At 37.8% G+C, this 22,226-nt stretch carries 23 protein-coding genes and 1 pseudogene; 12 read left to right on the forward strand and 12 right to left on the reverse strand.

The window, feature by feature from the left end; genetic code table 11:
- The 3 genes and pseudogenes from Q8P68_04800 to Q8P68_04810 all read left to right on the forward strand — a co-directional run.
- On the forward strand, positions 1–441 hold a 441-nt coding region (locus tag Q8P68_04800; protein MDP4008481.1), incomplete at its 5' end, for a restriction endonuclease subunit R.
- A gap of 18 nt (positions 442–459) precedes the next feature.
- Positions 460–813: pseudogene (locus Q8P68_04805) on the forward strand (type I restriction-modification enzyme R subunit C-terminal domain-containing protein).
- A gap of 1 nt (position 814) precedes the next feature.
- The gene (locus tag Q8P68_04810) at positions 815–2,047 is read left to right on the forward strand and encodes a DUF2130 domain-containing protein (GenBank protein MDP4008482.1); all 1,233 of its coding nucleotides are present in this window, start codon (positions 815–817) and stop codon (positions 2,045–2,047) included.
- A gap of 137 nt (positions 2,048–2,184) precedes the next feature.
- Here Q8P68_04810 and trpA read toward each other — a convergent pair whose 3' ends face one another.
- From trpA to Q8P68_04840, 6 genes are all read right to left on the reverse strand, one after another.
- Positions 2,185–2,940 (reverse strand): tryptophan synthase subunit alpha, encoded by a 756-nt coding sequence (trpA, locus tag Q8P68_04815; protein MDP4008483.1) that lies wholly within the window; start codon positions 2,938–2,940, stop codon positions 2,185–2,187.
- Entirely contained in the window at positions 2,937–4,181 is a 1,245-nt protein-coding gene (gene trpB, locus Q8P68_04820) for a tryptophan synthase subunit beta (GenBank protein ID MDP4008484.1), read from the reverse strand. The genes trpA and trpB overlap by 4 nt, the downstream gene beginning before the upstream one ends.
- On the reverse strand, positions 4,178–5,176 hold the full coding sequence (gene aroF, locus Q8P68_04825; GenBank protein MDP4008485.1) for a 3-deoxy-7-phosphoheptulonate synthase: 999 nt from the start codon (positions 5,174–5,176) through the stop codon (positions 4,178–4,180). Before aroF ends, trpB begins: the two co-directional genes overlap by 4 nt.
- A complete protein-coding gene (trpCF, locus tag Q8P68_04830; protein ID MDP4008486.1) occupies positions 5,167–8,052 on the reverse strand; it encodes a bifunctional indole-3-glycerol-phosphate synthase TrpC/phosphoribosylanthranilate isomerase TrpF in 2,886 nt (961 codons plus the stop codon). The genes aroF and trpCF overlap by 10 nt, the downstream gene beginning before the upstream one ends.
- Positions 8,049–9,557, reverse strand: coding sequence for an anthranilate synthase component I family protein (locus Q8P68_04835; protein ID MDP4008487.1), 1,509 nt, complete (start codon positions 9,555–9,557; stop codon positions 8,049–8,051). Before Q8P68_04835 ends, trpCF begins: the two co-directional genes overlap by 4 nt.
- 153 nt (positions 9,558–9,710) lie before the next feature.
- On the reverse strand, positions 9,711–10,004 hold the full coding sequence (locus Q8P68_04840; GenBank protein MDP4008488.1) for a Trp family transcriptional regulator: 294 nt from the start codon (positions 10,002–10,004) through the stop codon (positions 9,711–9,713).
- 479 nt (positions 10,005–10,483) lie between these two features.
- Between Q8P68_04840 and Q8P68_04845 the strand changes: the two genes are divergently transcribed.
- Positions 10,484–11,050, forward strand: a complete 567-nt coding sequence (locus tag Q8P68_04845; protein MDP4008489.1) for a hypothetical protein — start codon at positions 10,484–10,486, stop codon at positions 11,048–11,050.
- A 90-nt stretch (positions 11,051–11,140) separates the two neighbouring features.
- Positions 11,141–12,277: an ATP-binding protein gene (locus tag Q8P68_04850; protein ID MDP4008490.1), complete on the forward strand. Its 1,137-nt coding sequence runs from the start codon at positions 11,141–11,143 to the stop codon at positions 12,275–12,277.
- Here the strand turns inward: Q8P68_04850 and Q8P68_04855 are convergent.
- Positions 12,257–12,508, reverse strand: a complete 252-nt coding sequence (locus Q8P68_04855) for a hypothetical protein (GenBank protein ID MDP4008491.1) — start codon at positions 12,506–12,508, stop codon at positions 12,257–12,259. The genes Q8P68_04850 and Q8P68_04855 overlap by 21 nt on opposite strands.
- 221 nt (positions 12,509–12,729) lie before the next feature.
- On the opposite strand from Q8P68_04855, the gene Q8P68_04860 reads away from it, so the two are divergent.
- Positions 12,730–13,155: a hypothetical protein gene (locus Q8P68_04860; GenBank protein ID MDP4008492.1), complete on the forward strand. Its 426-nt coding sequence runs from the start codon at positions 12,730–12,732 to the stop codon at positions 13,153–13,155.
- A gap of 224 nt (positions 13,156–13,379) precedes the next feature.
- Here the strand turns inward: Q8P68_04860 and Q8P68_04865 are convergent, their stop codons facing one another.
- A complete protein-coding gene (locus Q8P68_04865) occupies positions 13,380–14,261 on the reverse strand; it encodes a radical SAM protein (protein MDP4008493.1) in 882 nt (293 codons plus the stop codon).
- Positions 14,262–14,664: 403 nt separating this feature from the next.
- On the opposite strand from Q8P68_04865, the gene Q8P68_04870 reads away from it, so the two are divergent.
- Entirely contained in the window at positions 14,665–15,252 is a 588-nt protein-coding gene (locus Q8P68_04870) for an NYN domain-containing protein (GenBank protein MDP4008494.1), read from the forward strand.
- 3 nt (positions 15,253–15,255) lie between these two features.
- Here Q8P68_04870 and Q8P68_04875 read toward each other — a convergent pair whose 3' ends face one another.
- Both Q8P68_04875 and Q8P68_04880 read right to left on the reverse strand, forming a co-directional pair.
- Positions 15,256–15,510, reverse strand: coding sequence for a hypothetical protein (locus Q8P68_04875; GenBank protein MDP4008495.1), 255 nt, complete (start codon positions 15,508–15,510; stop codon positions 15,256–15,258).
- Complete coding sequence (locus Q8P68_04880; GenBank protein ID MDP4008496.1) at positions 15,507–15,764, reverse strand: type II toxin-antitoxin system Phd/YefM family antitoxin; 258 nt, start codon at positions 15,762–15,764, stop codon at positions 15,507–15,509. The genes Q8P68_04875 and Q8P68_04880 overlap by 4 nt, the downstream gene beginning before the upstream one ends.
- 187 nt (positions 15,765–15,951) lie before the next feature.
- Between Q8P68_04880 and Q8P68_04885 the strand changes: the two genes are divergently transcribed.
- The 3 genes from Q8P68_04885 to Q8P68_04895 all read left to right on the forward strand — a co-directional run bounded on the left by Q8P68_04885 (position 15,952) and on the right by Q8P68_04895 (position 18,644).
- On the forward strand, positions 15,952–16,914 hold the full coding sequence (locus Q8P68_04885; protein ID MDP4008497.1) for a virulence protein RhuM/Fic/DOC family protein: 963 nt from the start codon (positions 15,952–15,954) through the stop codon (positions 16,912–16,914).
- A 4-nt stretch (positions 16,915–16,918) separates the two neighbouring features.
- Positions 16,919–18,043 carry a replication-associated recombination protein A gene (locus tag Q8P68_04890; protein ID MDP4008498.1) on the forward strand — a complete coding sequence of 375 codons (1,125 nt, stop codon included), beginning with the start codon at positions 16,919–16,921 and terminating at the stop codon, positions 18,041–18,043.
- An 85-nt stretch (positions 18,044–18,128) separates the two neighbouring features.
- On the forward strand, positions 18,129–18,644 hold the full coding sequence (locus Q8P68_04895) for an NYN domain-containing protein (GenBank protein ID MDP4008499.1): 516 nt from the start codon (positions 18,129–18,131) through the stop codon (positions 18,642–18,644).
- A gap of 133 nt (positions 18,645–18,777) precedes the next feature.
- On the opposite strand, the gene Q8P68_04900 is transcribed toward Q8P68_04895, so the two are convergent.
- Together Q8P68_04900 and Q8P68_04905 are read right to left on the reverse strand one after the other, a co-directional pair.
- Positions 18,778–19,062, reverse strand: coding sequence for a hypothetical protein (locus Q8P68_04900; GenBank protein ID MDP4008500.1), 285 nt, complete (start codon positions 19,060–19,062; stop codon positions 18,778–18,780).
- Positions 19,063–19,148: 86 nt separating this feature from the next.
- Positions 19,149–20,033, reverse strand: coding sequence for an antA/AntB antirepressor family protein (locus tag Q8P68_04905; protein MDP4008501.1), 885 nt, complete (start codon positions 20,031–20,033; stop codon positions 19,149–19,151).
- Positions 20,034–20,561: 528 nt separating this feature from the next.
- Between Q8P68_04905 and Q8P68_04910 the strand changes: the two genes are divergently transcribed.
- Together Q8P68_04910 and Q8P68_04915 are read left to right on the forward strand one after the other, a co-directional pair.
- The gene (locus Q8P68_04910; GenBank protein ID MDP4008502.1) at positions 20,562–21,293 is read left to right on the forward strand and encodes a hypothetical protein; all 732 of its coding nucleotides are present in this window, start codon (positions 20,562–20,564) and stop codon (positions 21,291–21,293) included.
- Positions 21,294–21,314: 21 nt separating this feature from the next.
- Complete coding sequence (locus Q8P68_04915; GenBank protein MDP4008503.1) at positions 21,315–22,094, forward strand: hypothetical protein; 780 nt, start codon at positions 21,315–21,317, stop codon at positions 22,092–22,094.
- The last annotated feature ends 132 nt before the right edge of the window (positions 22,095–22,226 follow it).

Below are 22,226 nucleotides of genomic sequence, written 5' to 3' on the forward strand. Positions count from 1 at the left end.
CAGATTGTTGGGCGTGGTACGCGACTTTTTGACGGAAAGGAGTTCTTTACTATTTTGGACTTTGTTAATGCCTATAAGCATTTCAATGATCCTGAGTGGGATGGTGAGCCAATTGATGAAACGGTTGAGAAAGAGCCAAAGGAGTTAAAGACGGATAGCGAATTTGTCGAAAAAGAAGAAAAGGAAACTGACGATGAGGCTAAAACACGGCCTAAAAAGATTAAAATTAAGCTTAGGGATGGAAAGGAGCGTGAAATCCAACATATGATCTCAACTTCCTTTTGGAGTGCAGATGGAAAGCCTATTTCAGCGGAAGAATTTTTACAGAGCTTATATGGGAAATTGCCATCCCTTTTTACAAGCGAAGCCGAATTAAGACAAATTTGGTCGAATCCGACGACACGAAAAGCATTTTTACAAAGAATTGCAGAGCTGGGCTAGGGGAAAGAGGAACTTGAAAGCCTTCAACAGTTAATAGATGCAGAAGAAAGCGATTTATTTGATGTTTTAGCTTATGTGGCTTTTGCAACTCAACCGATTACACGAGATGAGCGTGTAAATGAAGCTCAAAATGAAATTTATAAAAAATTGAGTGACAATGAGATTGAATTTATTGAATTTGTTTTGTCTAAATATATTGAGGCCGGAGTTGATGAATTAGATGAAGAGAAATTGCCTAAACTTTTAAATCTTAAGTACCATGCGATTTCTGATGCACAGGAAAAACTTGGCGATGTTGTTAAAATTAGAACTGTATTTTTTGGTTTCCAAAAAGCCTTGTATTCGAAGCATAAGAATTTAACTTATAAATAATATGGCTGAACAAACAATTACTTGTCAAAAATGTGGAAATGAAATCCCTCTTACAGACGCCTTAACTGAAAAAATGCGCCATCAACTTGAAGGCGAAATTGGGAAGAAGTTTAAGGAAAAAGAAAAGGAGATTGAAGAAAAGGCTAAACTGGTTGAAGAAAGCCAGAAAAATGTTGATGAACAAGTAAAGAAAAAACTTGAATCTGAAAAAGTGAAAATGTGGGAGGAAGCTCAAAAGAAAGCCGAGGAAAAAGTTGATCTAAAATTTAAAGATCTCGAGAAGTCAAATGAAGAAAAGGAGAAACAATTGGATAAAATGCGTGAAGACCAATTGGAGCTAATGAAGGAAAACCGCAAGGTTGAAGAAGAAAAAAAGAATATGAAACTGGAAATTGAGAAAAAAATGGACGAAGAAAGAAAGACTATTGCAGATCAAGCAAAGAAAGATGCATCAGAGGAAATGCGCCTAAAAATGGCAGAGAAAGACAAGCAGCTTGAACAAATGAAAAAATCCGTAGAAGATTTGAAGCGAAAAAGTGAGCAAGGTTCCATGCAAATTCAAGGTGATGTGCAAGAGGATGATTTGAAAATGATGTTGCAGACTAATTTTTCAATGGACACAGTTGAAGATGTGCCAACAGGTATCAAAGGAGCAGATTTAGTGCAAACAGTAAATAATTCCTTTGGGCAAAAATCCGGCATTATTCTTTGGGAATCAAAAAACACTAAGGCATGGAGTGACGAATGGATCAAGAAACTGAAGGGAGATCAAGCATTGGTAAAAGCGGATATATGTGTTTTGGTTTCACAAACTTTGCCGGAAGGTGTTAAGGATTTTAAATTCCAAGGTGGTGTTTGGATTTGTAGCTATCAATCAGCATTATCTTTAGTAACAGTTCTACGTCTTCATTTAACCCAAATGAGTCAGGTAAAACAGTCTTTGGTCGGGAAGGACGAGAAAATGGAGCTTCTATATAATTATTTGTCTGGCAGCGAGTTTAAAAATCGAATCGAAAATATAGTTTCAGCTTTTACAAGTATGCAAACTGATCTTGATACTGAAAAAAGATCAATGGAACGTCTTTGGAAAAAGAGAGGTAAAGAAATTGAAAGAGTCATTATGAGCACTTCTGGAATGTATGGAGATTTACAAGGCATCGTTGGTGCTTCTTTGCCTGCAATCAAGTCATTGGAATTACCAAGCGGTGAGGAAGATGAAGATGTTGAGGAATAAATGATTATTCCGCCCTTCTTCCTTCTTTTTCTGCGCCGCCCGCCTGCAACAGAGTTTTGCCAAAATTTTCTCTGGAGGCTAGCCTCCATGCTTCTCTTTGAAATAAGTCCGAACTTCGCCATAGGTGCAGCTCCAATCTACTGAATTACTTCCAATATAAACGTCTTTACATCTTCAACTGGATTTTGTTTTTTCGATGTATTGTAAATATTTATGATTTTGCTGCCGATTACGGCTATGTCTACATGAGCCAATGCTTGCTTCACTTGAGATCTGCTAGAAATACCGAAGCCCAGGGCTATTGGTATATCGGGGATATGTTTTCGAACTTTTCCTATATAGCTTTCTAGATTTTGAGACATTTGTGCCCTGGCCCCTGTGGTGCCGGTAGTTGCTGTGCAATATACAAATCCATTTGCGTGTTTGGCTATGCCTTTCAGTCTTTTTTCGGGAGTGATCGGGGCTATAACTTGGATTGCATGTAAATTGTATTTTTCGCATATTGCGAGGTAGTGCTCATGTGGCTCTTCATCAATTGGGATATCTGGAATAATAAGACCGTAGCAACCGATACTTGCTGCTTTTTTACAAAACCGTTCGAGTCCGTATTTGAAAAGAATATTGTAATAACTCATAAAAAGAAGTTTCACTCCATGAGCCTTCGCTTTTCCACTCAAATCTTTCATCAATTCAAAGGCATCGTCTGGTGTAATCCCATTTTCTAAAGCTTTTTTATTGGCATCCATGATAGTTTTGCCATCAGCGATAGGATCAGAAAACGGGATCTGAATTTCAATATAAGAAACTCCACTTTCAATCATCGTCTGCGCAAGGAGCTTTGATTCTTTCAGGCTTGGATAACCTGCGACGATATGTGTCATGATTCGATTCATCTTAATTGTTCTTTAAGGAATGATTGGAAACTTCTCTGGTCGAAGTAACGACTCACAATAAATAAATCTTTGTCGCCGCGGCCAGAGAGATTGAAAACAATGGTTTTATCCTTGCCTAAAGTTGGAGCTAGCTTGATCACTTCAGCCAGAGCATGACATGATTCCATAGCTCCAATAATTCCTTCTTCTTTGGCTAGCATCCCATATGCTTCGAGCACTTCTGTGTCTAGTGCATAGCTCGTTTCAATACGTCCTATTTCCTTCAGGTATGCGATCCCCGGCCCTACTCCAGAATAATCAAGGCCCGCTGAAATACTGTGAGTTTCTTTTATTTGGCCGTGTTTGTCTTGAAGGAAAATCGATTTAAATCCTTCGACCACACCCTTTGAGCCAGTTTCAAACCGTGCTGCATGGTCACACTTTTTCTCATCTTCTTTTATTCCTTTTCCACCAGCTTCGACAATTTTCATTTTTATAGATTTGTCATCTAGAAATGTATGGAAGAGTCCCATCGCGTTCGAACCACCCCCACAACTTGCGATCAAGTGGTCCGGCTTACCTCCTATTATTTCTTTGAACTGTTTTTTAACTTCTTTTCCAACGATTGATTGAAAATAAGTATTCATGACTGGATATGGATGTGGACCGCAAACTGTTCCGAGTAGATAATGTGTATCTTTTGGATTTGTAATTAAGTCTCGCAGAGCTTCATTGATAGCGTCTCTGAGGATTCGCCCGCCTGTTTCAACAGGTATCACTTCCGCGCCTAGTCGTTCCATGAAAAACACATTTGGACGCTGACGTGCATAATCTTTTGCACCCATATATATGGTGCATTTCATTTTGAATTTTGCAGCGACTGTGGCCGTTGCGAGTCCGTGTTGCCCTGCCCCTGTTTCCGCAATAAGGCGAGTTTTTCCTAATTTCTTCGCGATCAATGCTTGCCCCAAGCAATGGTTAATCTTGTGTGCTCCTGTGTGATTGAGACCTTCATTCTTAAGATAAATCTGAGCGCCACCTAGACGTTTCGTAATATTCTCACAAAAATAAAGTGGAGTCGGCCTGCCAGAAAAATCTCTATACAAAGCTTTTAGTTCTTCTTTGAAAGACTTATCTTTGATCGCTTTGTAAAAAGCATCTTCAAGCTCTTCCATTATTGGAATAAGTAATTCTGGGACGTAGCGTCCGCCGAACTCCCCAAAATGGCCTGATTTATTTAAAATGTATGATTTAATACTCATGATGAAATCAGGTTAAGTTCTTTCATTAATTTTTCGAAATTCTTTAGAGTAAGTGACTGTTTCCCATCAGACAAAGCCTCGGCTGGATTGTTATGAACTTCAATAATTAACCCATTTGCTCCTGCAGCGATACCTGCTTTTGCAAGAAGTGGCACCACATCGAATCGTCCTGCTGCATGACTAGGATCTGCAATAATAGGAAGATGTGATTCGATCTGGATCAAGGCAAGTGTATTCAAATCCAGTATGTTTCTCGTAGAGTTTTCAAATGTGCGAATACCTCTTTCACATAGAACGACCTTCGAATTCCCACGATTCAAAATATACTCAGCAGCAAGCAAGTACTCCTCCATAGTTGCTGACATTCCACGTTTCAATAAGATAGGTTTTTTTAGATCAGCGACATGTTCGAGCAGATCGAAATTCTGCATATTTCTTGCACCAATTTGTATCATATCGACGTATTTCTCGAAAAGTGGCAGGTCTTCTAGTGACAAGATTTCACTAACAATTGGCATACCCAGGTTCTTCCCTACTTTGGACATAATTTTTAGCCCTTCTTCCTTGAGACCTCGAAAAGCATACGGTGAAGTACGTGGCTTAAAAGCTCCACCTCGTAACATTTTCGCCCCACACTTCTGAACATACTCAGCAATCGCTGTAAACTGTTCCTGCGACTCAACCGCGCATGGACCAGCAATAATAACAGGCTCGTCCGTCCCGAAAATGACATCATCATTGATTTTGACGAGAGTGTTTTCCGCTTTGTATTCACGGCTTACCCTTTTGTAAGGTTTTGTAACGTGAATAATTTCCTTCACTCCTTCCAAATTGAGCAATTGATCTTGCTCTACATATTTTTCGTTACCCATTACGCCGATTGCAGTCCTGAGTTTCCCTGGAAGCTTCTCTGCGCTAAATCCCTTCTTTTGTATTGCAGATACCACAGCATCTATATTTGCTGCCGTTGCCGAATTTTTCATTACTATAAGCATGGTTTTAGTTGGTTAAGAATATTTTTAATCTTTTTAATTTGAATTTGACCGTTTGTCTCGACTCCAGATGCTATATCTATTCCTCTTAGGTGTGAGTGTTTAAGAATATTTTTTAGATTTCCTCCATTTATTCCACCCGCTATGAAGACAGCTTCATTGATATTTTCAAGTAGCTCTTGATCGAAAGGAATCCCACTACCAGGAAGCGGCCCATCTAGCAAAACAGTGCTGATGCCTTTGTATTTTTGAATCTTTTTCATGTCTGATTTCTGACAAATCTTTATTGCTTTTATCACTGGCCGCGTGCATTTCTTGATATATGAAAGCGATTCATCCCCATGAAGTTGGATATAATCGAGATTGAGTTTCCCCGCTAGTGCATTCACTTCTTCAATATTTTGATTTTGAAAAATGCCAACGGTTTTTGTGTTTTTCATATTTTCGCAGATCGCTTTTGCTACTTGCTGACTTATTTTTCGTTTGCTTGTTGGTACAAAGTTCAGGCCAATCATATCTACCCCTAATTCTTCACATGCTTTGGCAATGCCCGCAGTTCTAACTCCGCAAATTTTTAGCATTATTTTTTTATTGGGTTGCGATATGAGTTGCTGGATTTTTTCCGTGACGTTTTCCGCCTGCACGATGCTAGTCCCAACTAGAATTGCATTTACTCTTTCTGATAATTTTTCTATGGCTTTTTCATCCTTGATACCGCTTTCAGAGACGATTATTTTACCTTTTGGAATGAGTGGTATTAGTAAATTTGTGGTTTCTAAGTTGATTGTAAAATCATGTAAGTTTCTGTTATTGATCCCTATTATTTCTGCTTTGGTTTTTAAAACTTTTTTTAGTTCTTCTCTGTTATGTACTTCACATATCGCATCCATTTTAAGAGACTTTGTAATTTTTAGAAATTTTTTAATTTGCTTTTGGTTAAGTACGCTTGCGATTAGCAGAACTGCATCTGCTCCGTTTTGCCTGGCTTCATAGATTTGATATTCATCGACAATAAAATCCTTGCATAGGAGTGGTGTGTGCTCCGTAGCTTTGTGTGCTTTTTTCAAATCGCTGAGTGAACCCTGGAAATATTTCTCGTCACAGAGCACTGAAATTGCGCTTGAGCCTGATTGCTCATAAGTTTTTGCAAGGGCTGATATTTTTGGAAGTTTGTTTTTTAATTTCATACTTGGAGAGGCCTTTTTGATTTCCGCGATCAAACTGATGCCATCCTTTTTAATGGCCTTTTTAAAATCCCTCCTTGAAAGTTTTAAATTTTCCTTAATTTCTTTTAGAGATTTCTTTTTCTTCCTTACTTCAACTTCCTTTTCTTTATTTTCAATTATTTCCATAAGAATACTTGGCATTTTTATTTGTTCGAAAACTCTTTGAGCTTTGCCGGATTCAAGATTCTTTTTTGCTATTCTATAGCCTTCTTTTAGAGTGCGTGCTTTTCCTAAAAATTTGAGTGTAAGTGCTGCATTTATTAGTACAAGATCTTTGTGAGGTGTAGTGCATTCATTGTTTATGATTTGCAGTGCGATTTCTGTATTTTTTTTCGCATTCCCACCTTGGATATTTTTGAAACTTGTTTTTTTGAGACCGAAATCCTCGGGCGTAATTGTATATTTTGTGATTTTGCCATTTTTCAATTCAACCACATCTGTTTTTCCAGTTAATGTGACTTCATCGAGCCCATCCTTCCCTCGCACTACTAGTACATGCGATCGTTCAAGTAGCTTGCAAGTCTCTGCAATCAATTCCATTTTATCTTTAAATGTAGTCCCAATAATTTGTTTTTTCACATGTGCTGGACTGAGCAAAGGACCGATGATATTAAAGAATGTTGGCCCACCAATTCTGTTCCGAACTTCCGCGAATTGTTTCATTATTGGATAGAAACTTCTAGCATAGAGGAAACATAAATTGTATTTCTCATAATTTCGTTTTGTCTGTGATGAAGATAAATCAAATGGAATCCCGAGTTCTTCTAAGAGATCAAAACTTCCAAATCGTCCGCTCGCTGCTTTGTTACCATGTTTTGCGATTTTCACACCGCTCGCTGCAAGTACAAATGAGGAAATTGTCGAAGTATTGATTCTGCATAGGCCGGAGCCCCCTGTTCCGCAGACATCTACGGCTCCACTTATTTTTAAGTTTGTAGGAGACTTTGTTTGGAGGAATTCTACAGCCTTTGCCAACTCCTGCGGAGTGAGATCATTTTTGTTTTTCAGGAATTCTTCTTGCTGGTTCACGGTTAACTTTCCTTCCACACTTTTTCTCAAAAAAGCTTCTAAATCTTGCTCTTCACTTAAGTAGGTATCGATGAAATTCTTGAGAATTTTAAGTCCGCATTCTCCTTTCATAGTAAGAACAGACTCTGGATGAAATTGCACTCCTTCGATAGGCAGAGACTTATGACGGATTCCCATTACAATATCCTCATGAGTGGCTGATATTTCAAAACAATTTGGTATTTTATCTCCTGCGAGAGAGTGGTACCGACCTGCACTGAAATTCTGAGGTAAATCTTTGAAAATAGTTTTTCCATCATGCGCCATCTCTGAAGACTCCCCATGTACCGGATCAACAAATTTCAAACTGCCTCCGAAAAATTCAATAAAAGCCTCATGCCCAAGACATACACCTAGCATTGGATAATTTTTGTGATGTTTTTTAATTATTTTCATCATGTTACCGGCCTTTTTTGGGATAGATGGACCTGGTGAAAATACGATTGCATCTGGATGCAATTCTTCTACCTCCTGCGGAGTAATATTGTTCCTGTATACCAAAACTCTTACCCCTAGTCGTTTAAAATATTCTTTGAGGTTGAATGTGAAAGAATCAAAATTATCAATTATAAGTATGGTTTTCATGTTATTATTGGATTAGCAAATGTATCGATAAAAGCCTCTGCTTTATGCATAGTTTCCTGAAATTCTTTCTCAGGGACTGAACGGTATAACAAGGTCGCGCCGACTTGGAATCGAAGCTCCTCTCCACGAATATGAGCCGTCCGAATTATTATCCCACTATCCATTTCCCCTGAAAATGTGAGATAGCCAATCACACCACCATAGAAGCCTCTCCTTTCTTTTTCATGCTTTTCTATAGCATTCATTGCAGCAACTTTTGGAGTTCCGGTTAAGGTCCCTGCATTCAAGCAAGCTATCAAAGCATCGAGAGCTGTACAATCTTCATTTAGCTCACCAGTAAGGTGGGCTACTGTGTGCATCACCCTCGAATATTTTTCTACAAAACGATAATCACTAATTGTAACCCCAGGTTTACAAACACGACTTAGATCATTCCTCCCAAGATCTATAAGCATATCCAGCTCTGCACGTTCCTTGCTATCTGAAAGCAGACTTAACATATTTTCGTGATCTTCTATTGGATCGTTTCCACGCCGCGCTGTACCAGAAATAGGACGCATATGTACCTGCCCGTGCTCTGTGCGCACCATCATCTCTGGTGAAGCACCAACCAACTGCTCCTGCCCAAAATCGAAAAAGAACAAATAAGGAGATGGATTTACTTCGCTGTATCTCAAATAGAGTGCGTATGGCTCCCCTGCGAAATGAGCTTTTAAAATATTTGCAAATACCACCTCAAACAGTTCTCCTTCTTTGGAATATTTCTGAGCGATTTCAACTAATTTCTTATATTCATTTTTTGAGAGCGTGAGATTTGGATCTGTAATACTGTATTTGATTTCTTTTTCTTGTTTTTTTGTGATCTTTTTAAGCAGTGCTTTCACAGCCCCCTCTGCTTCCTTTTTAGATTGTCTGAAAACTATAACTTCTGAACGATCTTTTAAGTGATCGAAAAAGATAAAAGTATCATATAAGAAAAGATCAAAATCGTTGACTTCGTTTTTCGGATTTTTCTCTGAGATGTCTTCGAAAAGTCTAACAAAATCGTAACTGAATGCCCCATATAGCCCAAGATAGCTACGATCTTCTAGTTTGAATTTTCTTAGAATAGACCGAATGATTTGCGAAATATTCTTTTGTTTTGACCTCTGCGATTCCTCACAATTTGTATGCACACATTTGATTTTGCCAGAGATTTTTGATGCTGTTTTTTTGTAAAAATCACAGATCTGTAGATCTTTCTTGTTAATTTGTTTGAGAAAGTATTTCCCACGAGGATTGAGAGCTTCTATTTCAAAGTGATCATCCTTTCCAGTTATGCGTAAAGCTGGATCAACTCCAAGTAAACTGAGACGTCCATAAATCGGCGAAATATCTTTTGACTCAAATAAAAATTTATATTTGTAATCTTGATAAATCCCTTGAAATAATTTATTTGCTCTTTGGCAAGGAATCTCATGTACTCCCTCGACCAGTCCGTATTGTATTTTCTTGTAAACAGTCATAATTATAAATTTAAAAACTAAAAAACACCCCTTCTAGCAGAAGAGGTATGAACGAATAAAAAATCAAATATAGGTTATCGCCTCGTCTGCATATATAAACGAGTCCACCACCATACGTTATTTTGATTTATTCTTTTTCCCATATTTGTAACTTTAGAGTTGTTGTATAAATTTGGATTTTCCGTACTTCACTTCTCTAGATCCTCGACTGACCGTCCCTATACTCACATTAAGATTTTTTACTATTTCTCTCTGTGGGACACCTGCTTTTAGAGATTTTAGAATCTGTAACCTGAGCGCCAATTCTTCTAATTCATTTGGCGTAAACATGTTACTGAGAAAGTCCTTCGCCACTTGCAGATCACTGATCTCCGTCAGAGCTTCCGCCAATTCATTTTCATGTTTCTTACTCATAATCAATGTTCTATTGTAATAGTACGATGACATATTAAATTAAGTTCTGTGGGATGTCAAGTTTTTTTCTGAGAGTAGACCAGCACAAGTAATTGAAGGAACCGGTCAAGGGTGGGCAACTGAAGTAAATGGCAATGTTGCTGTTAATGCTGTGCCTGATCGTACAACTCTGTACGTCAGAGGTGGTGGTGCATTGAAAATCATGTGAGTAAAGGGTGCCCCACAGCAAATGCAGGGGTTTGAGGAAACAGGAATACCTACCTTGTCTTTTTGATGTCTGATTGACTATTGAAGTGTGATTTTCTAAACTCAAAGTGCTCTACCACTTGATCAAATAATCTTAATTAAATATGTTAAATCATAAAACTCAAAAACAGGTCGAGAAAGATTTAAATAAATTGTTTAAAAAATATAGTATTCAGGACAAAATCAACGTCGAGAAAGTAAAAAAATGAATTTGGAACGCAACTGGAGATGCCATGCAAGCTTCCAACAAATATCATAAGCAGTGTATGCGAGTTTTCCCTAAATTTTCTGATATCGATGAGCTCAATAACATACTGCAAGTTTTTGTGTCCGCATGGAACGCATTCCCACACAAAGCGCTTGGAGGTAAAGCTCCAAATGAGCTTTTTGAAAGTGCGATGATTGATGATGATACGGATGATAATCAGATGCCAATGGTACGTGTAGGTGATGAAGAAATGTCGTTCGATGAATTTCAATCAATGATTCAAAAAATGGAAAAGCTTCAGGAGCCTTTTAAATATTGGATTGATGAAGAGGCACTGCCGAAATATGAAAATTATCTTAAACAAATGGTGAAAAATACAAATTCACGAGAAAATCATTATGAAGTAGCTGATATATTTTTTCAAAGAGTACTACATGTGGGCTTTCTTACCCTGGAAGAAATTCGCACGGTTTTTATACAAGAAGAATTCCCTCATTGGTGGCCAACACATATCATGGACTCAAACCTGAATCCTTCCCAAGTAAGGAATTCTCTGAAGAAGTTGTTTACGTTTTTGGAGCTCGTTTATGAAATCGACGCAAGGGAATATGGATTTGAAAGGTAGACTGGGATAAAGCCACGTCCACTAAATCACCATGATTTACTGGACTTGACTCCACTAAACTGCTATGATTTAGTGGAATTGAAACTCAATATGGACCAAATCAAAAGACAAATAACGAAAGCGATTGAAGAACGACTTTTCAAGGAAAAGGCGATTGTGCTTTATGGACCGCGCCGCGCAGGAAAAACAACCCTCTGTAAACATATTCTCGCTAAACATGCTTCGAGCAAGTACTTTCTTTGCGATAATCCGGATGTCAAAGAGGCTCTCACGGACAAGACCGCTACAGAATTGAGAAATTTCATAGGAAATACGAATCTGGTAGTTCTTGATGAAGCGCAAAATATCCTAAATATAGGTACGACACTTAAGCTACTGGTGGACACCTACCCCGAACTCCAGATTATTGCAACGGGCTCATCAAGTTTTGACCTTGCAAATCACTTAGTGGAACCGCTTACGGGCAGGAAATATGAATTTGAATTATTCCCGCTGTCTTATCAAGAGATAGTTGCTCACAACGGTGAGCTTGAAGCGAAGCGAAACTTAGAACGAATGATGATCTACGGACTTTATCCGGATATTTACTTAAGTCCACAGGAATCGGCGCAAGAATTGATCGAAGAGATTAAATCCTCGTATTTGTTCAAAGATATTCTCACTTACAATGAAGTGAAAAACTCAGATGCACTAACGAAACTCCTGCAGATGCTCGCTTTGCAAATAGGAAGTGAGGTTTCATATTCCGAACTCTCGCGAAGCATCGGGATAGATATCAAAACAGTGAAAAGATATATAGATCTCCTTGAAAAAATCTTTGTAATCAAAATCTTACCAGCATTGAGTAGAAATATGCGTACAGAGATATCCAAATCCAGAAAGATATATTTTTATGACCTTGGTATCAGAAACGCTCTAATCAGAAATTTTAACCCACTTGAGATCAGAAATGATGCCGGTGGTCTTTTTGAAAACTTTTGTGTGATGGAAATGCTGAAAAACATTTCCAATGCACGTAAATTTGCCAATTTTTACTTCTGGAGAACATGGCAGCAACAGGAAGTGGATTTTATCGTTGAAGCTGATGGACAAATGCACGCCTACGAATTCAAATTAAACAAAATTCACACAAGCATGCCAAAAAGCTTTCACGATCTTTATCCAAAAGCGTCATGGAAAACCATACATCGAGGAAATATTAATGAGTTACTTATAAGTAGACTGTAAAAAACTTTGCATCCTCTCAATATTACCCTGGATGGATGAAACACCTATATACTTTACAAGTAAGTATTTTTCTAAATCAATCTTATCATGTAAATATTCGTCAATATCTCCCTGAGGCCCATACTTCTGTAAAAGCTTATCTTGTAACATTTTCATCTTCTCTATAACAAATCTCATAATATTCTTTTCATCAACTGACAAAGAGCCAGTTGTTTTATAAATTTGCTGCATGTAGGTAAACTTATAATCTAGATACATGTAGGCAAAATGAAGTGAGTCAGATTCTTTTTCTATTTTGGCATACGATCTCTCAATTTTCGGTACAGTATAGTGCTTATTTGTAAACATCTCTTTAACCGCTTTCAGGACGCCTCGGATTAGTTATTAATATTGAACCTGGAGAATATCCAATTTTTGGTAAATTAGGTCGCAGTGGAGATCGACTTGGCCTAATGCTCAAATATGCACCTGGGACAAGTCCAACAGCAGGAGTAACTTCTATCCCTACTGGCGGAACACCTAAGGTCTGGTCTCAGAAAAAAAATCCGGATCCGGGAACGGAAATCGAAATATCATTGAATGATCCGGAATATGGTGATTATTTAATGATCATGCCTTCGGGCGATAGTCGTGATGGCATCCTATCTCCTGTTGGAGTTGATTTCCAAGATTTCATGCTAAGTGCTCAAGACATACCTTGGCATAGAGGGCATCTCACAGGCATGCCTGAAATCCCTAAAGATTTAGATCTTCCAAGTCCAGAAGAACTACAGCTGTTCCAGAAAATCGTTCATTGCATTATTTCTCAGAAGCTCTACGTGGGCTACTCTTGGTCAAAGGATTTACCCCAACACCAGGAGAAATTGAACCAATTGTAACTAGTTATCATAATAATTTAAAAGAACGCATACAAGACCTTAGAATTAAACTTCCTGCTGAAACTCAAATTGAGTTACCAGCGCCACGAAAGCCACTTTGGAAAAGGCCTATGTTACCTATTTGGTCACCTGTAACAGAGTTGCCACAAAATGAAGTTGAAAAAAGTTGATCGTAGCCAATGGCCAGCTGCTCTATATGCAACTGGCCATTTTGACATAAAACCCTACAAATCATCTGTCAAACACCTGTTCCTTTCGCCATCACGAAGATTTCTAGTGATCTTGATTTTGAAATCATCTGTTAATTCGCCTATCTGTTCCTCCATTAAAAAGTTACAGCCATACACTTTTTTGTCTGGAGCTATTACAAAAAAGTTTGTACCAGCAGGACAGTACTTATTCTCATTTGCAAGTTCTTGCCCTTTGCCTTGCCGAGGACCAAAATTACCGTGTATTTGAACTGACAATTCATCTTTGTCATATTTCTGACGAGCCTTTTCAAAGGCTTCAATAACTTTTAGACGCTCTTCATCTGTTAAATTTCTTCTCACCTCATATTTTGCACTACCTGATTTCGTGTATTTCAAGAATTTTATCTCATCAGCGCCCATTTCATTGACACTCTTACACATAGCATCAATTGATTCATAATTCTCTGGCGTGATAGTCACTGCGATTTGAACCCTAAAACCCCTCTCTTTCGCCTCTTTCACAGCTCCCCTCACGATTCGCTCAGGCATACTTTGCAACTCATCTTGAATACCAAAGTGTAAACTCATCCTTACTTCTTTTATTCCGTTTTCTTCAAGCTTGTCAAAAACTTCTGGATTTCTAAACAAAATCAATCCATTGCTTAAGATATAGCTTTGCCCAGCCTCTTTGTACGCTTCCAAATACCCTAGATTTGTTAGAGTTTCGCTACCAGCTATGATTATTCTATATTTAGTTTTCAGCTCTTTCACGATTTTTAAAACATCTTCAGGTAACATAACTCCTTTATATGGAAGAAAGCAGTGAGTACATGCAATATTACAACTCGGTTTGTCATTTACCATTAAGAGCACCTTTGCCCTCTCAGTTTCTTGGATTATTGGTAATTTATTCATAAAATTTAATTTAAAATATAAAAAAACACCCCATTTTCAGAGGTGTAGATGCAAGTTCATATAACAAGCTCTATCGCTAAAACCTCTGAAGCGAATGGAACATATGATACCAAGCTGCTACTTGAAGAAACTTTTTTCTCACCAATTGTGTGGTTTGTTTACTTTGCATTTTTTTATACATCTTAAATCTAAATAGATTATGCCATGTGTCACTACGAATGTCAAAACTTTCACGCTAAAAAGACCATTTTTTTTATGATACTTTGCATAAAGGAATTCCAAAATCTCTTAAAACACGTGCAAATGCAGAAGTTCTATGCTATACTTCTGATAGAGGTATGAAGAAATTAGATGACAGATAATTGAATAGTAGCTCGAAGAAGAATAAATAACATAAAAAAGAATGAAGAAAACGAAGAAAGAACGAAATTGCGCTTTTATCGATGCGCAAAATTTGCATATGTCGATCGAAGCAATGGGTTGGAGACTTGATTACAAGCTCTTCCGCACTTATTTGCAAGAACACTATAATGTAAAAAAAGCCTACATGTTCATGGGCTTCAAACCAGATGAACAACATATGTACGAGGCCCTAAGCGAGTATGGATATGACTTGGTTTTCAAACCAGCAATCACACTCAAAAACGGTACTACAAAAGGGAATTGCGACGCAGACCTAGTTCTGCAAGCAATGATCGATTACAAAAAATATGACAAAGCCATAATTGTAAGTGGCGACGGCGACTTCCATTGTTTGATCCAATTCTTAAAGGAACGCGGCAAACTCGACACAGTCCTTGTGCCCTCAATTGACACCTGCTCTGGTTTGATAAAAAACCTTGTAGATGAAAAACTTGAGTCAGTGAGTGATTTGAAAAAGGAACTTGCCTACATAAAGGTAGCACGCGCGGTTAAGAAAGCTCCTGCCAAAGCTCCAGTGAAAAGACACTTTACTACTGGATTTGTGGTTAGGAAGTTGGCTTCGGTTTAAGAATCACCCATTTTGATGGTCATTTACCTCGAATACTACTAAATCTCCAGTTGCATTAAACACTCCATAAGCACGATATTGCTTATTGATACGGAAATACCAAATCCCGCTACCTTTGGGTTTTCTTTCTCTAAATCGTACTGTCAAAACACGTTCTTCAAGCAAATATCTCTTAGCTTTTTGATATTGTTTAGCTAGATTTCTAGATTTCAAAAACTTAACAACCTCTGGAGTCTCAAATATCTGTGTTATCTTCATATATTTTTAAGTTCAGATGCATCCATATTCAAAGCCATCTTCGCTTTGGTCGCCAAATCCTTGGTCATCTCGCTCTCATCAAGCTCTACAAGATCAGTCTCATAAAACATATCCTCATATTCCTGAATATCCATTAAAACAGCGACGGGCTTATTATTTATAAAAATATATTTTGGACTCTTCCGCAAACCATCTAAACAGTCCTTAGTATTTGTACGAAGGTCAGTTACCGATACACATTTATCTTTAATCATGTTAAATTTAATAAGAAATTTACATACAAATTATATCATGAATTTATATGTGAATCAAGTGCGCTATAATTTCGCTCACCATTGCAAAATCAGCCTGTTAGTGGCAAGGTTTTGATATGGTTTCGACTGCTCATTGACAGTGAGTGGGCTCTCACCTATGATTTGTACGAAATTAACAAAGATCAATATGAAGAAAAATAATAATATTGTTATATATCAGGCGAAAAATGGCGCCATAGAACTCAAAGGTGACTTGAAAAAAGAAACTCTTTGGGCGAGTCAGACGCAAATAGTTGAACTTTTCGGAGTAGATCAATCCGTTGTGTCTCGTCATATAAAAAATATATTCAAAGACAATGAGGTTGTTCAAAAAAGCAATATGCAAAAAATGCATATTCCAAATTCTGATAAACCTGTAACTTTTTATTCTTTAGATGTGGTATTATCGGTCGGATATAGAACAAATTCAAATATTGCTATTCAATTCCGTAAATGGGCGACCAAAACTCTTAGAACTCATATTGTTGATGGATATACGATAAATCCTTCTCGTATTGGGAAGAATTATGAGATGTTTTTGCAAGCAGTTGAAGATGTAAAAAAACTACTACCAACGGATTCAAATCTAGGAACTAGCGATGCCTTGGAATTGGTAAAAATGTTTGCTGGAACATGGTTTTCGCTAGATGCATATGATAAATCTTCTCTGCCAACATCCGGTTTGTTCAAAAAACAGGTTGATATAACTGCTGAAGAGCTTTTGACTGCATTGGCAGAGCTGAAACATAACCTGCTGACCAGAGGTGAAGCGACTGAGCTTTTTGGGCAAGAAAAAAAATCAGGGAATTTAACCGGTATAGTTGGGAATGTATTTCAATCTTTCGGAGGGGAAGACCTCTACCCTACTGGGGAAGAGAAAGCCGCACATTTGCTTTATTTTGTGATTAAAAATCATCCTTTTAACGATGGGAATAAGCGAAGTGGAGCCTTTGCCTTTGTATGGTTTTTGAAAAAAACAGGTTTACTTGATATTTCACGTCTATCGCCAGAAGCATTAACGGCTCTTACACTTCTGATCGCTGAGAGTAATCCAAAAGACAAGGATAGAATGGTTGGACTTATTGTCCTGATTTTAAGGAAGGAATTATAATTATATGGAACCACTGGCATCAAAAATTAGGCCGAAATCGCTTGAGGAGTTTTATGGACAAGAGCATCTCGTGGGGGCAGGTAAACCGCTACGTGTTGCGATAGAAGAGAAACATCTTTTTTCTTTTGTTTTGTGGGGGCCTCCCGGAGTTGGCAAGACTACGCTTGCGAGGATTTATGCACATGCGATTGATGCAGAGGTTTATGAGCTATCTGCGGTGTCGGCCGGCAAGGCCGACATCCGAAAAATTGTCGATGAACAATTTTTCGGCCGCCCAAAAGTCCTCTTCCTCGACGAAATCCACAGATTCAACAAAGCCCAACAGGACTTCCTCCTCCCTGCGGTTGAAAAAGGTGATCTCACTCTGATCGGCGCCACTACCGAGAACCCAAGTTTTGAAATCATATCTCCCCTACTCTCGAGGTGCAGAGTTTTTACCCTGCATTCACTGGATGACTCCTACATGGAAAAGATTTTACATAAGAGCGGATACGAGATGAACGATGAAGCCAGAGAGTGGTTGATACGCATGGCAAATGGAGACGCCAGACAAGCGATCACCATGATCGAAAACACACATTCTCTATACAAAAAAATCACCACGGAGACGCTCAAAGACACTTTGCAATCAAAATTCCTCAGATACGACAAAGCAGGAGAAGAACACTACAATCTCATAAGCGCATTTATAAAAAGCATGCGCGCCAGCCAACCCGACAGCGCCTTATATTATATGGCACGCATGTTGGATTCCGGCGAAGACCCAAAATTCATCGCTAGAAGAATGGTAATTTTCGCCAGCGAAGACATCGGCATCGCCGTCCCAACCGCCCTCGTCGTCGCAAACGAAGTTTTCCGCTCCGTTGAAACCATCGGCCTCCCCGAATGCGCCCTAAACCTCGCCCACGGCGTCACATATCTCTCAAATTGCAAGAAGGATAGGAGCGTCTGCGATGCCCTCGGCCAAGCTATGAAAGATGTAAAAGAATATGGCAACCTCCCCGTCCCCCTAAACCTCCGCAATGCCGAAACCAAACTCATGAAAGAACTCAACTACGGCAAAAATTATGAAAAATATACGAAAGAAGATCTGATGCCGGAGAAGCTGAGGGGGAGGAGGTATTTTTAATAAAATAGTGGATAAACCCAAGTTGTTTATATACACTGAGTTTGTCTCTATTAACGAGAAAAGATAACTAATTATACTTGATTAAATGAAAAATAACGTAAAAAACTACGCATTCATTGATGGACAAAATCTTCATTTGGGAACGACTGAAACTGGATGGAGTATTGATTATAAACGATTCCGTATCTATTTGCGTGATAAACATAACGTGGATGAAGCTTATTACTTTTTAGGCTACGTTTCAGAAGAGCAACAAGAATTATATAATAATCTACAACGTGCGGGCTTTATTGTCTCTTTTAGAGAACATAAAGAAGCATTTGTCGGAAAGAAAAAAGGTAATGTAGATACAGATATTGTTTTTGAAATGATGAAGGCTCTTATTGATGAAGATTTCAATAAAATTATTTTAGTTTCTGGTGATGGTGATTATAAAAAAACAGTGGATTACTTGATAAAGAAAGGGAAGTTTGAAAAAATCCTCTTCCCGAATCAGAAAAAAGCATCTTCTCTATATAAAAATCTGGGGAATAAGTTTTTTATGGATTTAAGTCAGAATGGACTACAAGAAAAACTTGAATACAAAAAAAGAAAAGGGTAGCTAAAGCACTAACACTTTTCGCACCCCTTTTCGTCGTAATACATATTAAGTATAGAGTAATAGATGGGTGAAATGCAATAGATTGTATATAGAAACTATCCTGAAATGCCTATGGTAATTGGTAAAAAACTATTTAATTCAAGCAGGCGTAGCGAGTTAGTTTTATGTCGGACACTTTTCTTTTTGAACCTGATCCGAGTTCTACCATTTTGTTGACGTCAACAAAATGATCTAAAGAGCTTTGTTTTGCGTTTTCGCAAGACCCCTTGGCTTTTATAATTACTTTTTCAAAATTACGCCACTCGGCATATTCCAGTAATTGTTGCAGTTCTCTGGCAAGCCAGTATTCAACACCGTCTTCTTCGTGGCTATAGTCTTCAAATGATTTGTGTAGTTTTTGGATGGTTATTTTTTGCATAATTGCACAATTAAGTTCTATAAATTCGCCAACATACTAGGTGAGTGCATACCCACTGTCAATGGAATTTTTAAGCCTTTCCAATCTTAAGATAAAAGTTTTTGTATATCCTCGTGGCTAAATTCTTTTTTATAATCAATGAGTTTTGGATGTTTAATATTTCGAAGTTCTTCGTCATAAGTGGACATAATACTTCTTGCTCTCTTTTGATATACTTTCCAGTTTTTTTGAGCAGAAAATTTATTAAAAACCTCAGTAAACTCCTCCTTGGTGAGCATTCGGTCCAAGTCATTAAATTTATTTTCCACTTCACCAGATAGCCCAGTTTCAAAAGCTCCGATAATAAGTAATATTTCTTCATACATTGAATTTCTGGTGAGATCGGATTTAGCAAGATCTAACAATTCCCTGTATTCTTTTGCTTTTTCCAAAAATAAAAAATCATAAAGCATGTTGGTGTATGTCCCATAATTTTTCACTTCAACAAAATCTTTGATGCTATCTGTGAAATCTTTACGATATTCTTTTGTTTCATTTCTCGTCTCTTCAAATTTCTCTGCCAATTGATTTACAAATTTTGGATCTTGAGTGGCAATTGCCATAACTTTTTTGAAATCAGACTCCACCCGAATAAAATATTTCCTGATTTTTTTACCCATTTCATTGTTTTCAACCATAGCTAATTCTTTCGCCATATCGATTGAAATAATGTATTCTTTTGGGATAACTTGACCAGTTATAGCATCTATCAATTGCCCATCAGAACGGGCTTTTACACCGTTCCCCGATTTGGGAACGGTAAAAAAATCCAGATCATCGATAAAATCGTACTTACTGATTCTATCAGTAATCCATGTGGCAAATCGTCTTCCAACCCCCAGCCACTTATGAAGTTCACGGGCATTCACAAATCTTTTTTTCTCCCCTTGGATATCTTTTTGGACAACATTGATATTTATAATTTCATTCATAATTTTTTATTCAAAATACGCCAACATCATAGGTGAGCGCACGCCCACTGTCAATGGGATTTTAGCCTACCCCAGAGCCCCCAGCCTATCTTGAAAAAGACCGCAAATACTCCGCCGCCTCATGCTCTGCAATTTCACGATCGATCCAGCCTCGCAAATACGCATCCCCATAAGCACCCGCCTCTCCCCTGCCCGCTCATAATCAAACAACATCGCATCTTTTACCACTCTCTCAAAGCACACAGCTGGATCATCACCTTCTTTTGCCATATTAACCAGATTCTTTATCGCATAACGATACTACAAAAAAAAACATTAGGCCAATACTTCGGCCCCCTTTCCACCAATTTCACAGCTTCTTGTAAGCATAAGGTTTCAACAGTCATGGTTGTTGTTAAAGGTGGGTATTTTAGGGGAATGGGTTGAGTAAGGGAAGGGTTTTGGGTATGTTTGGGTGGGCGCATTCGACAGCACGAATGGGCTCGCCCCCCCCCTTCTCCGCTCCATAATTATTAAAAATAAAAACCTATGGAATTCACATACGTAAAAGAAAAATTATTTGTATCTTTTTCAAAAGAAGAACTAACTAATATGTGGAAGGAAGCCAAGAAAACCCGTTTCTTAGAAATACTAGAGGAACTCAACATTCCTTTTTCAGACACAGAAAAAATCAAAGAAAATATGGATGGAATTACATCTCAAATGGTAGAGGAGGAAAAGAATGATACCGATGAAGAGGAAATATTTATTGGAATATCCCTTTTGGACTTTTACCCAGAATTTCCAGCGCTTTGTTTTGAGCTGAAATCAACTTTCAAATTCAAAGAAGAAAGTATACTAACACTTAACGACCTGAAAAAAGTACTAGAAAAAGATACCCCAACAGACTTTGCTATCGTTTCTGCAACAGGAGAGAAGAATGAAAGTGAGGAAAAAACACCTGAAATGCGCAAATTTCAACACAAAAGATGTACAGTGAAACCTCAAACAAAAGAAGTAACCGAATACATCAAGAAAACTTTAAAAGAAAAGTATGGGAACCGCTTAGAGGAAAATTTAGTCATAACTATCAATCCAAGAGAAGCAGGTGAAATGAAAATTGAATACGAAGAAGTGCATAAAGAATTGAGCAAAGTTGGATATGAGAATTGTGGCAACATGATAATTCATTACAATGATCAAAATAAACATACGGTAATTACAGAAGTGTATCCAACACTAAGACAAATGGAAATTTCAATGATCCCAGAGATACTATAAAAACTCACAATAACTATAAAAATGGAACTAAAGAATTACAAAAAGTTTGCAAAAAAATTCTTTGAAAAAAATAAAGGGAAGCTTGAATCCTTTCAATACAGAGAATTTCGGTGGAAGAGAAACGATTTCGCTTATACAAAAAAAGGAGTGAAAAGTTCATCTGCATCAGGAGAAGAAAGAATCAGAACTGACTGGCTTCACACAGCCATAATACTTGCTGAGGAAATAGAAAAAACAACTGAATTCAAAAAAACAGTAGCGAAACTTGAGAAAAAGCATCCCCCAATAAAGCAAATAAGTATTTTATTAAGAAACTACACGTCAAAGGTCTTCAAAACATACCTAGAAGGAGGTGGGGCAAGTGAACTAAGTAAAGTATCTAAAGCGTTATCGCGCGATCTAACCTTGCCAACTACAAAAATCAAAGCATGCATAAAACTGGATGGACTCACCTTAGAATCAGAATTCATTAATCTCGAGAAAGGGGTGTTAATAAGGCAAGTGAGAAGGGGGGATCTCGAGGAGTTCTCCTCATTAATTATGAGTAATACATACTCCACAAGTCAACATCCAGACATAATACTAGAAATCACCAAAGAATTTAACCAAGTATTCGACATGCAGAAAATAGTCGAAAAATATGTAACTTTCTTAAGTCTCTACAAGGCAAGCGGGATAATGCAAATCTCATACTCTTTACACAGCGAATCTTTAAAGAACTTTGCTGGAGGTACGCTTAGAACAGGGAATCAACAAAGGTATCTTCTTACAGCCCCCCATTACATCGAAAAGAAGGGATAAGGGAATTTTTTGCGGGCTGATGTTATGAATTTTCGAGTAAATAATGCATCATCTTTTGCTTCCTTTTTTTCGCCAATCCTCTGTGAACCCCCAGCTTGCCTTTCCAGTGTGCAAAGGAACCATCACAGCTGT

The sequence above is a fragment of the Candidatus Peregrinibacteria bacterium genome (genome assembly GCA_030700255.1).
Classification (GTDB): domain Bacteria; phylum Patescibacteriota; class Gracilibacteria; order UBA1369; family JABINC01; genus JABINC01.

What these genes read in the sequence shown, in the direction of transcription:
- Q8P68_04885 (MDP4008497.1), top strand. Translation starts at nt 15,952, where the DNA reads ATGAAGAAAAATAATAATATTGTTATATATCAGGCGAAAAATGGCGCC.
- trpA (MDP4008483.1), bottom strand. Translation starts at nt 2,940, where the DNA reads ATGAATCGAATCATGACACATATCGTCGCAGGTTATCCAAGCCTGAAA.
- trpB (MDP4008484.1), bottom strand. Translation starts at nt 4,181, where the DNA reads ATGAGTATTAAATCATACATTTTAAATAAATCAGGCCATTTTGGGGAG.
- Q8P68_04875 (MDP4008495.1), bottom strand. Translation starts at nt 15,510, where the DNA reads ATGAAGATAACACAGATATTTGAGACTCCAGAGGTTGTTAAGTTTTTG.
- Q8P68_04910 (MDP4008502.1), top strand. Translation starts at nt 20,562, where the DNA reads ATGGAATTCACATACGTAAAAGAAAAATTATTTGTATCTTTTTCAAAA.
- Q8P68_04855 (MDP4008491.1), bottom strand. Translation starts at nt 12,508, where the DNA reads ATGCAGCAAATTTATAAAACAACTGGCTCTTTGTCAGTTGATGAAAAG.
- Q8P68_04850 (MDP4008490.1), top strand. Translation starts at nt 11,141, where the DNA reads ATGGACCAAATCAAAAGACAAATAACGAAAGCGATTGAAGAACGACTT.
- Q8P68_04865 (MDP4008493.1), bottom strand. Translation starts at nt 14,261, where the DNA reads ATGAATAAATTACCAATAATCCAAGAAACTGAGAGGGCAAAGGTGCTC.
- aroF (MDP4008485.1), bottom strand. Translation starts at nt 5,176, where the DNA reads ATGCTTATAGTAATGAAAAATTCGGCAACGGCAGCAAATATAGATGCT.
- Q8P68_04890 (MDP4008498.1), top strand. Translation starts at nt 16,919, where the DNA reads ATGGAACCACTGGCATCAAAAATTAGGCCGAAATCGCTTGAGGAGTTT.
- Q8P68_04915 (MDP4008503.1), top strand. Translation starts at nt 21,315, where the DNA reads ATGGAACTAAAGAATTACAAAAAGTTTGCAAAAAAATTCTTTGAAAAA.
- Q8P68_04845 (MDP4008489.1), top strand. Translation starts at nt 10,484, where the DNA reads ATGCGAGTTTTCCCTAAATTTTCTGATATCGATGAGCTCAATAACATA.
- Q8P68_04905 (MDP4008501.1), bottom strand. Translation starts at nt 20,033, where the DNA reads ATGAATGAAATTATAAATATCAATGTTGTCCAAAAAGATATCCAAGGG.
- Q8P68_04900 (MDP4008500.1), bottom strand. Translation starts at nt 19,062, where the DNA reads ATGCAAAAAATAACCATCCAAAAACTACACAAATCATTTGAAGACTAT.
- Q8P68_04835 (MDP4008487.1), bottom strand. Translation starts at nt 9,557, where the DNA reads ATGACTGTTTACAAGAAAATACAATACGGACTGGTCGAGGGAGTACAT.
- Q8P68_04810 (MDP4008482.1), top strand. Translation starts at nt 815, where the DNA reads ATGGCTGAACAAACAATTACTTGTCAAAAATGTGGAAATGAAATCCCT.
- Q8P68_04895 (MDP4008499.1), top strand. Translation starts at nt 18,129, where the DNA reads ATGAAAAATAACGTAAAAAACTACGCATTCATTGATGGACAAAATCTT.
- Q8P68_04880 (MDP4008496.1), bottom strand. Translation starts at nt 15,764, where the DNA reads ATGATTAAAGATAAATGTGTATCGGTAACTGACCTTCGTACAAATACT.
- Q8P68_04870 (MDP4008494.1), top strand. Translation starts at nt 14,665, where the DNA reads ATGAAGAAAACGAAGAAAGAACGAAATTGCGCTTTTATCGATGCGCAA.
- Q8P68_04840 (MDP4008488.1), bottom strand. Translation starts at nt 10,004, where the DNA reads ATGTCATCGTACTATTACAATAGAACATTGATTATGAGTAAGAAACAT.
- trpCF (MDP4008486.1), bottom strand. Translation starts at nt 8,052, where the DNA reads ATGAAAACCATACTTATAATTGATAATTTTGATTCTTTCACATTCAAC.
- Q8P68_04860 (MDP4008492.1), top strand. Translation starts at nt 12,730, where the DNA reads ATGCTCAAATATGCACCTGGGACAAGTCCAACAGCAGGAGTAACTTCT.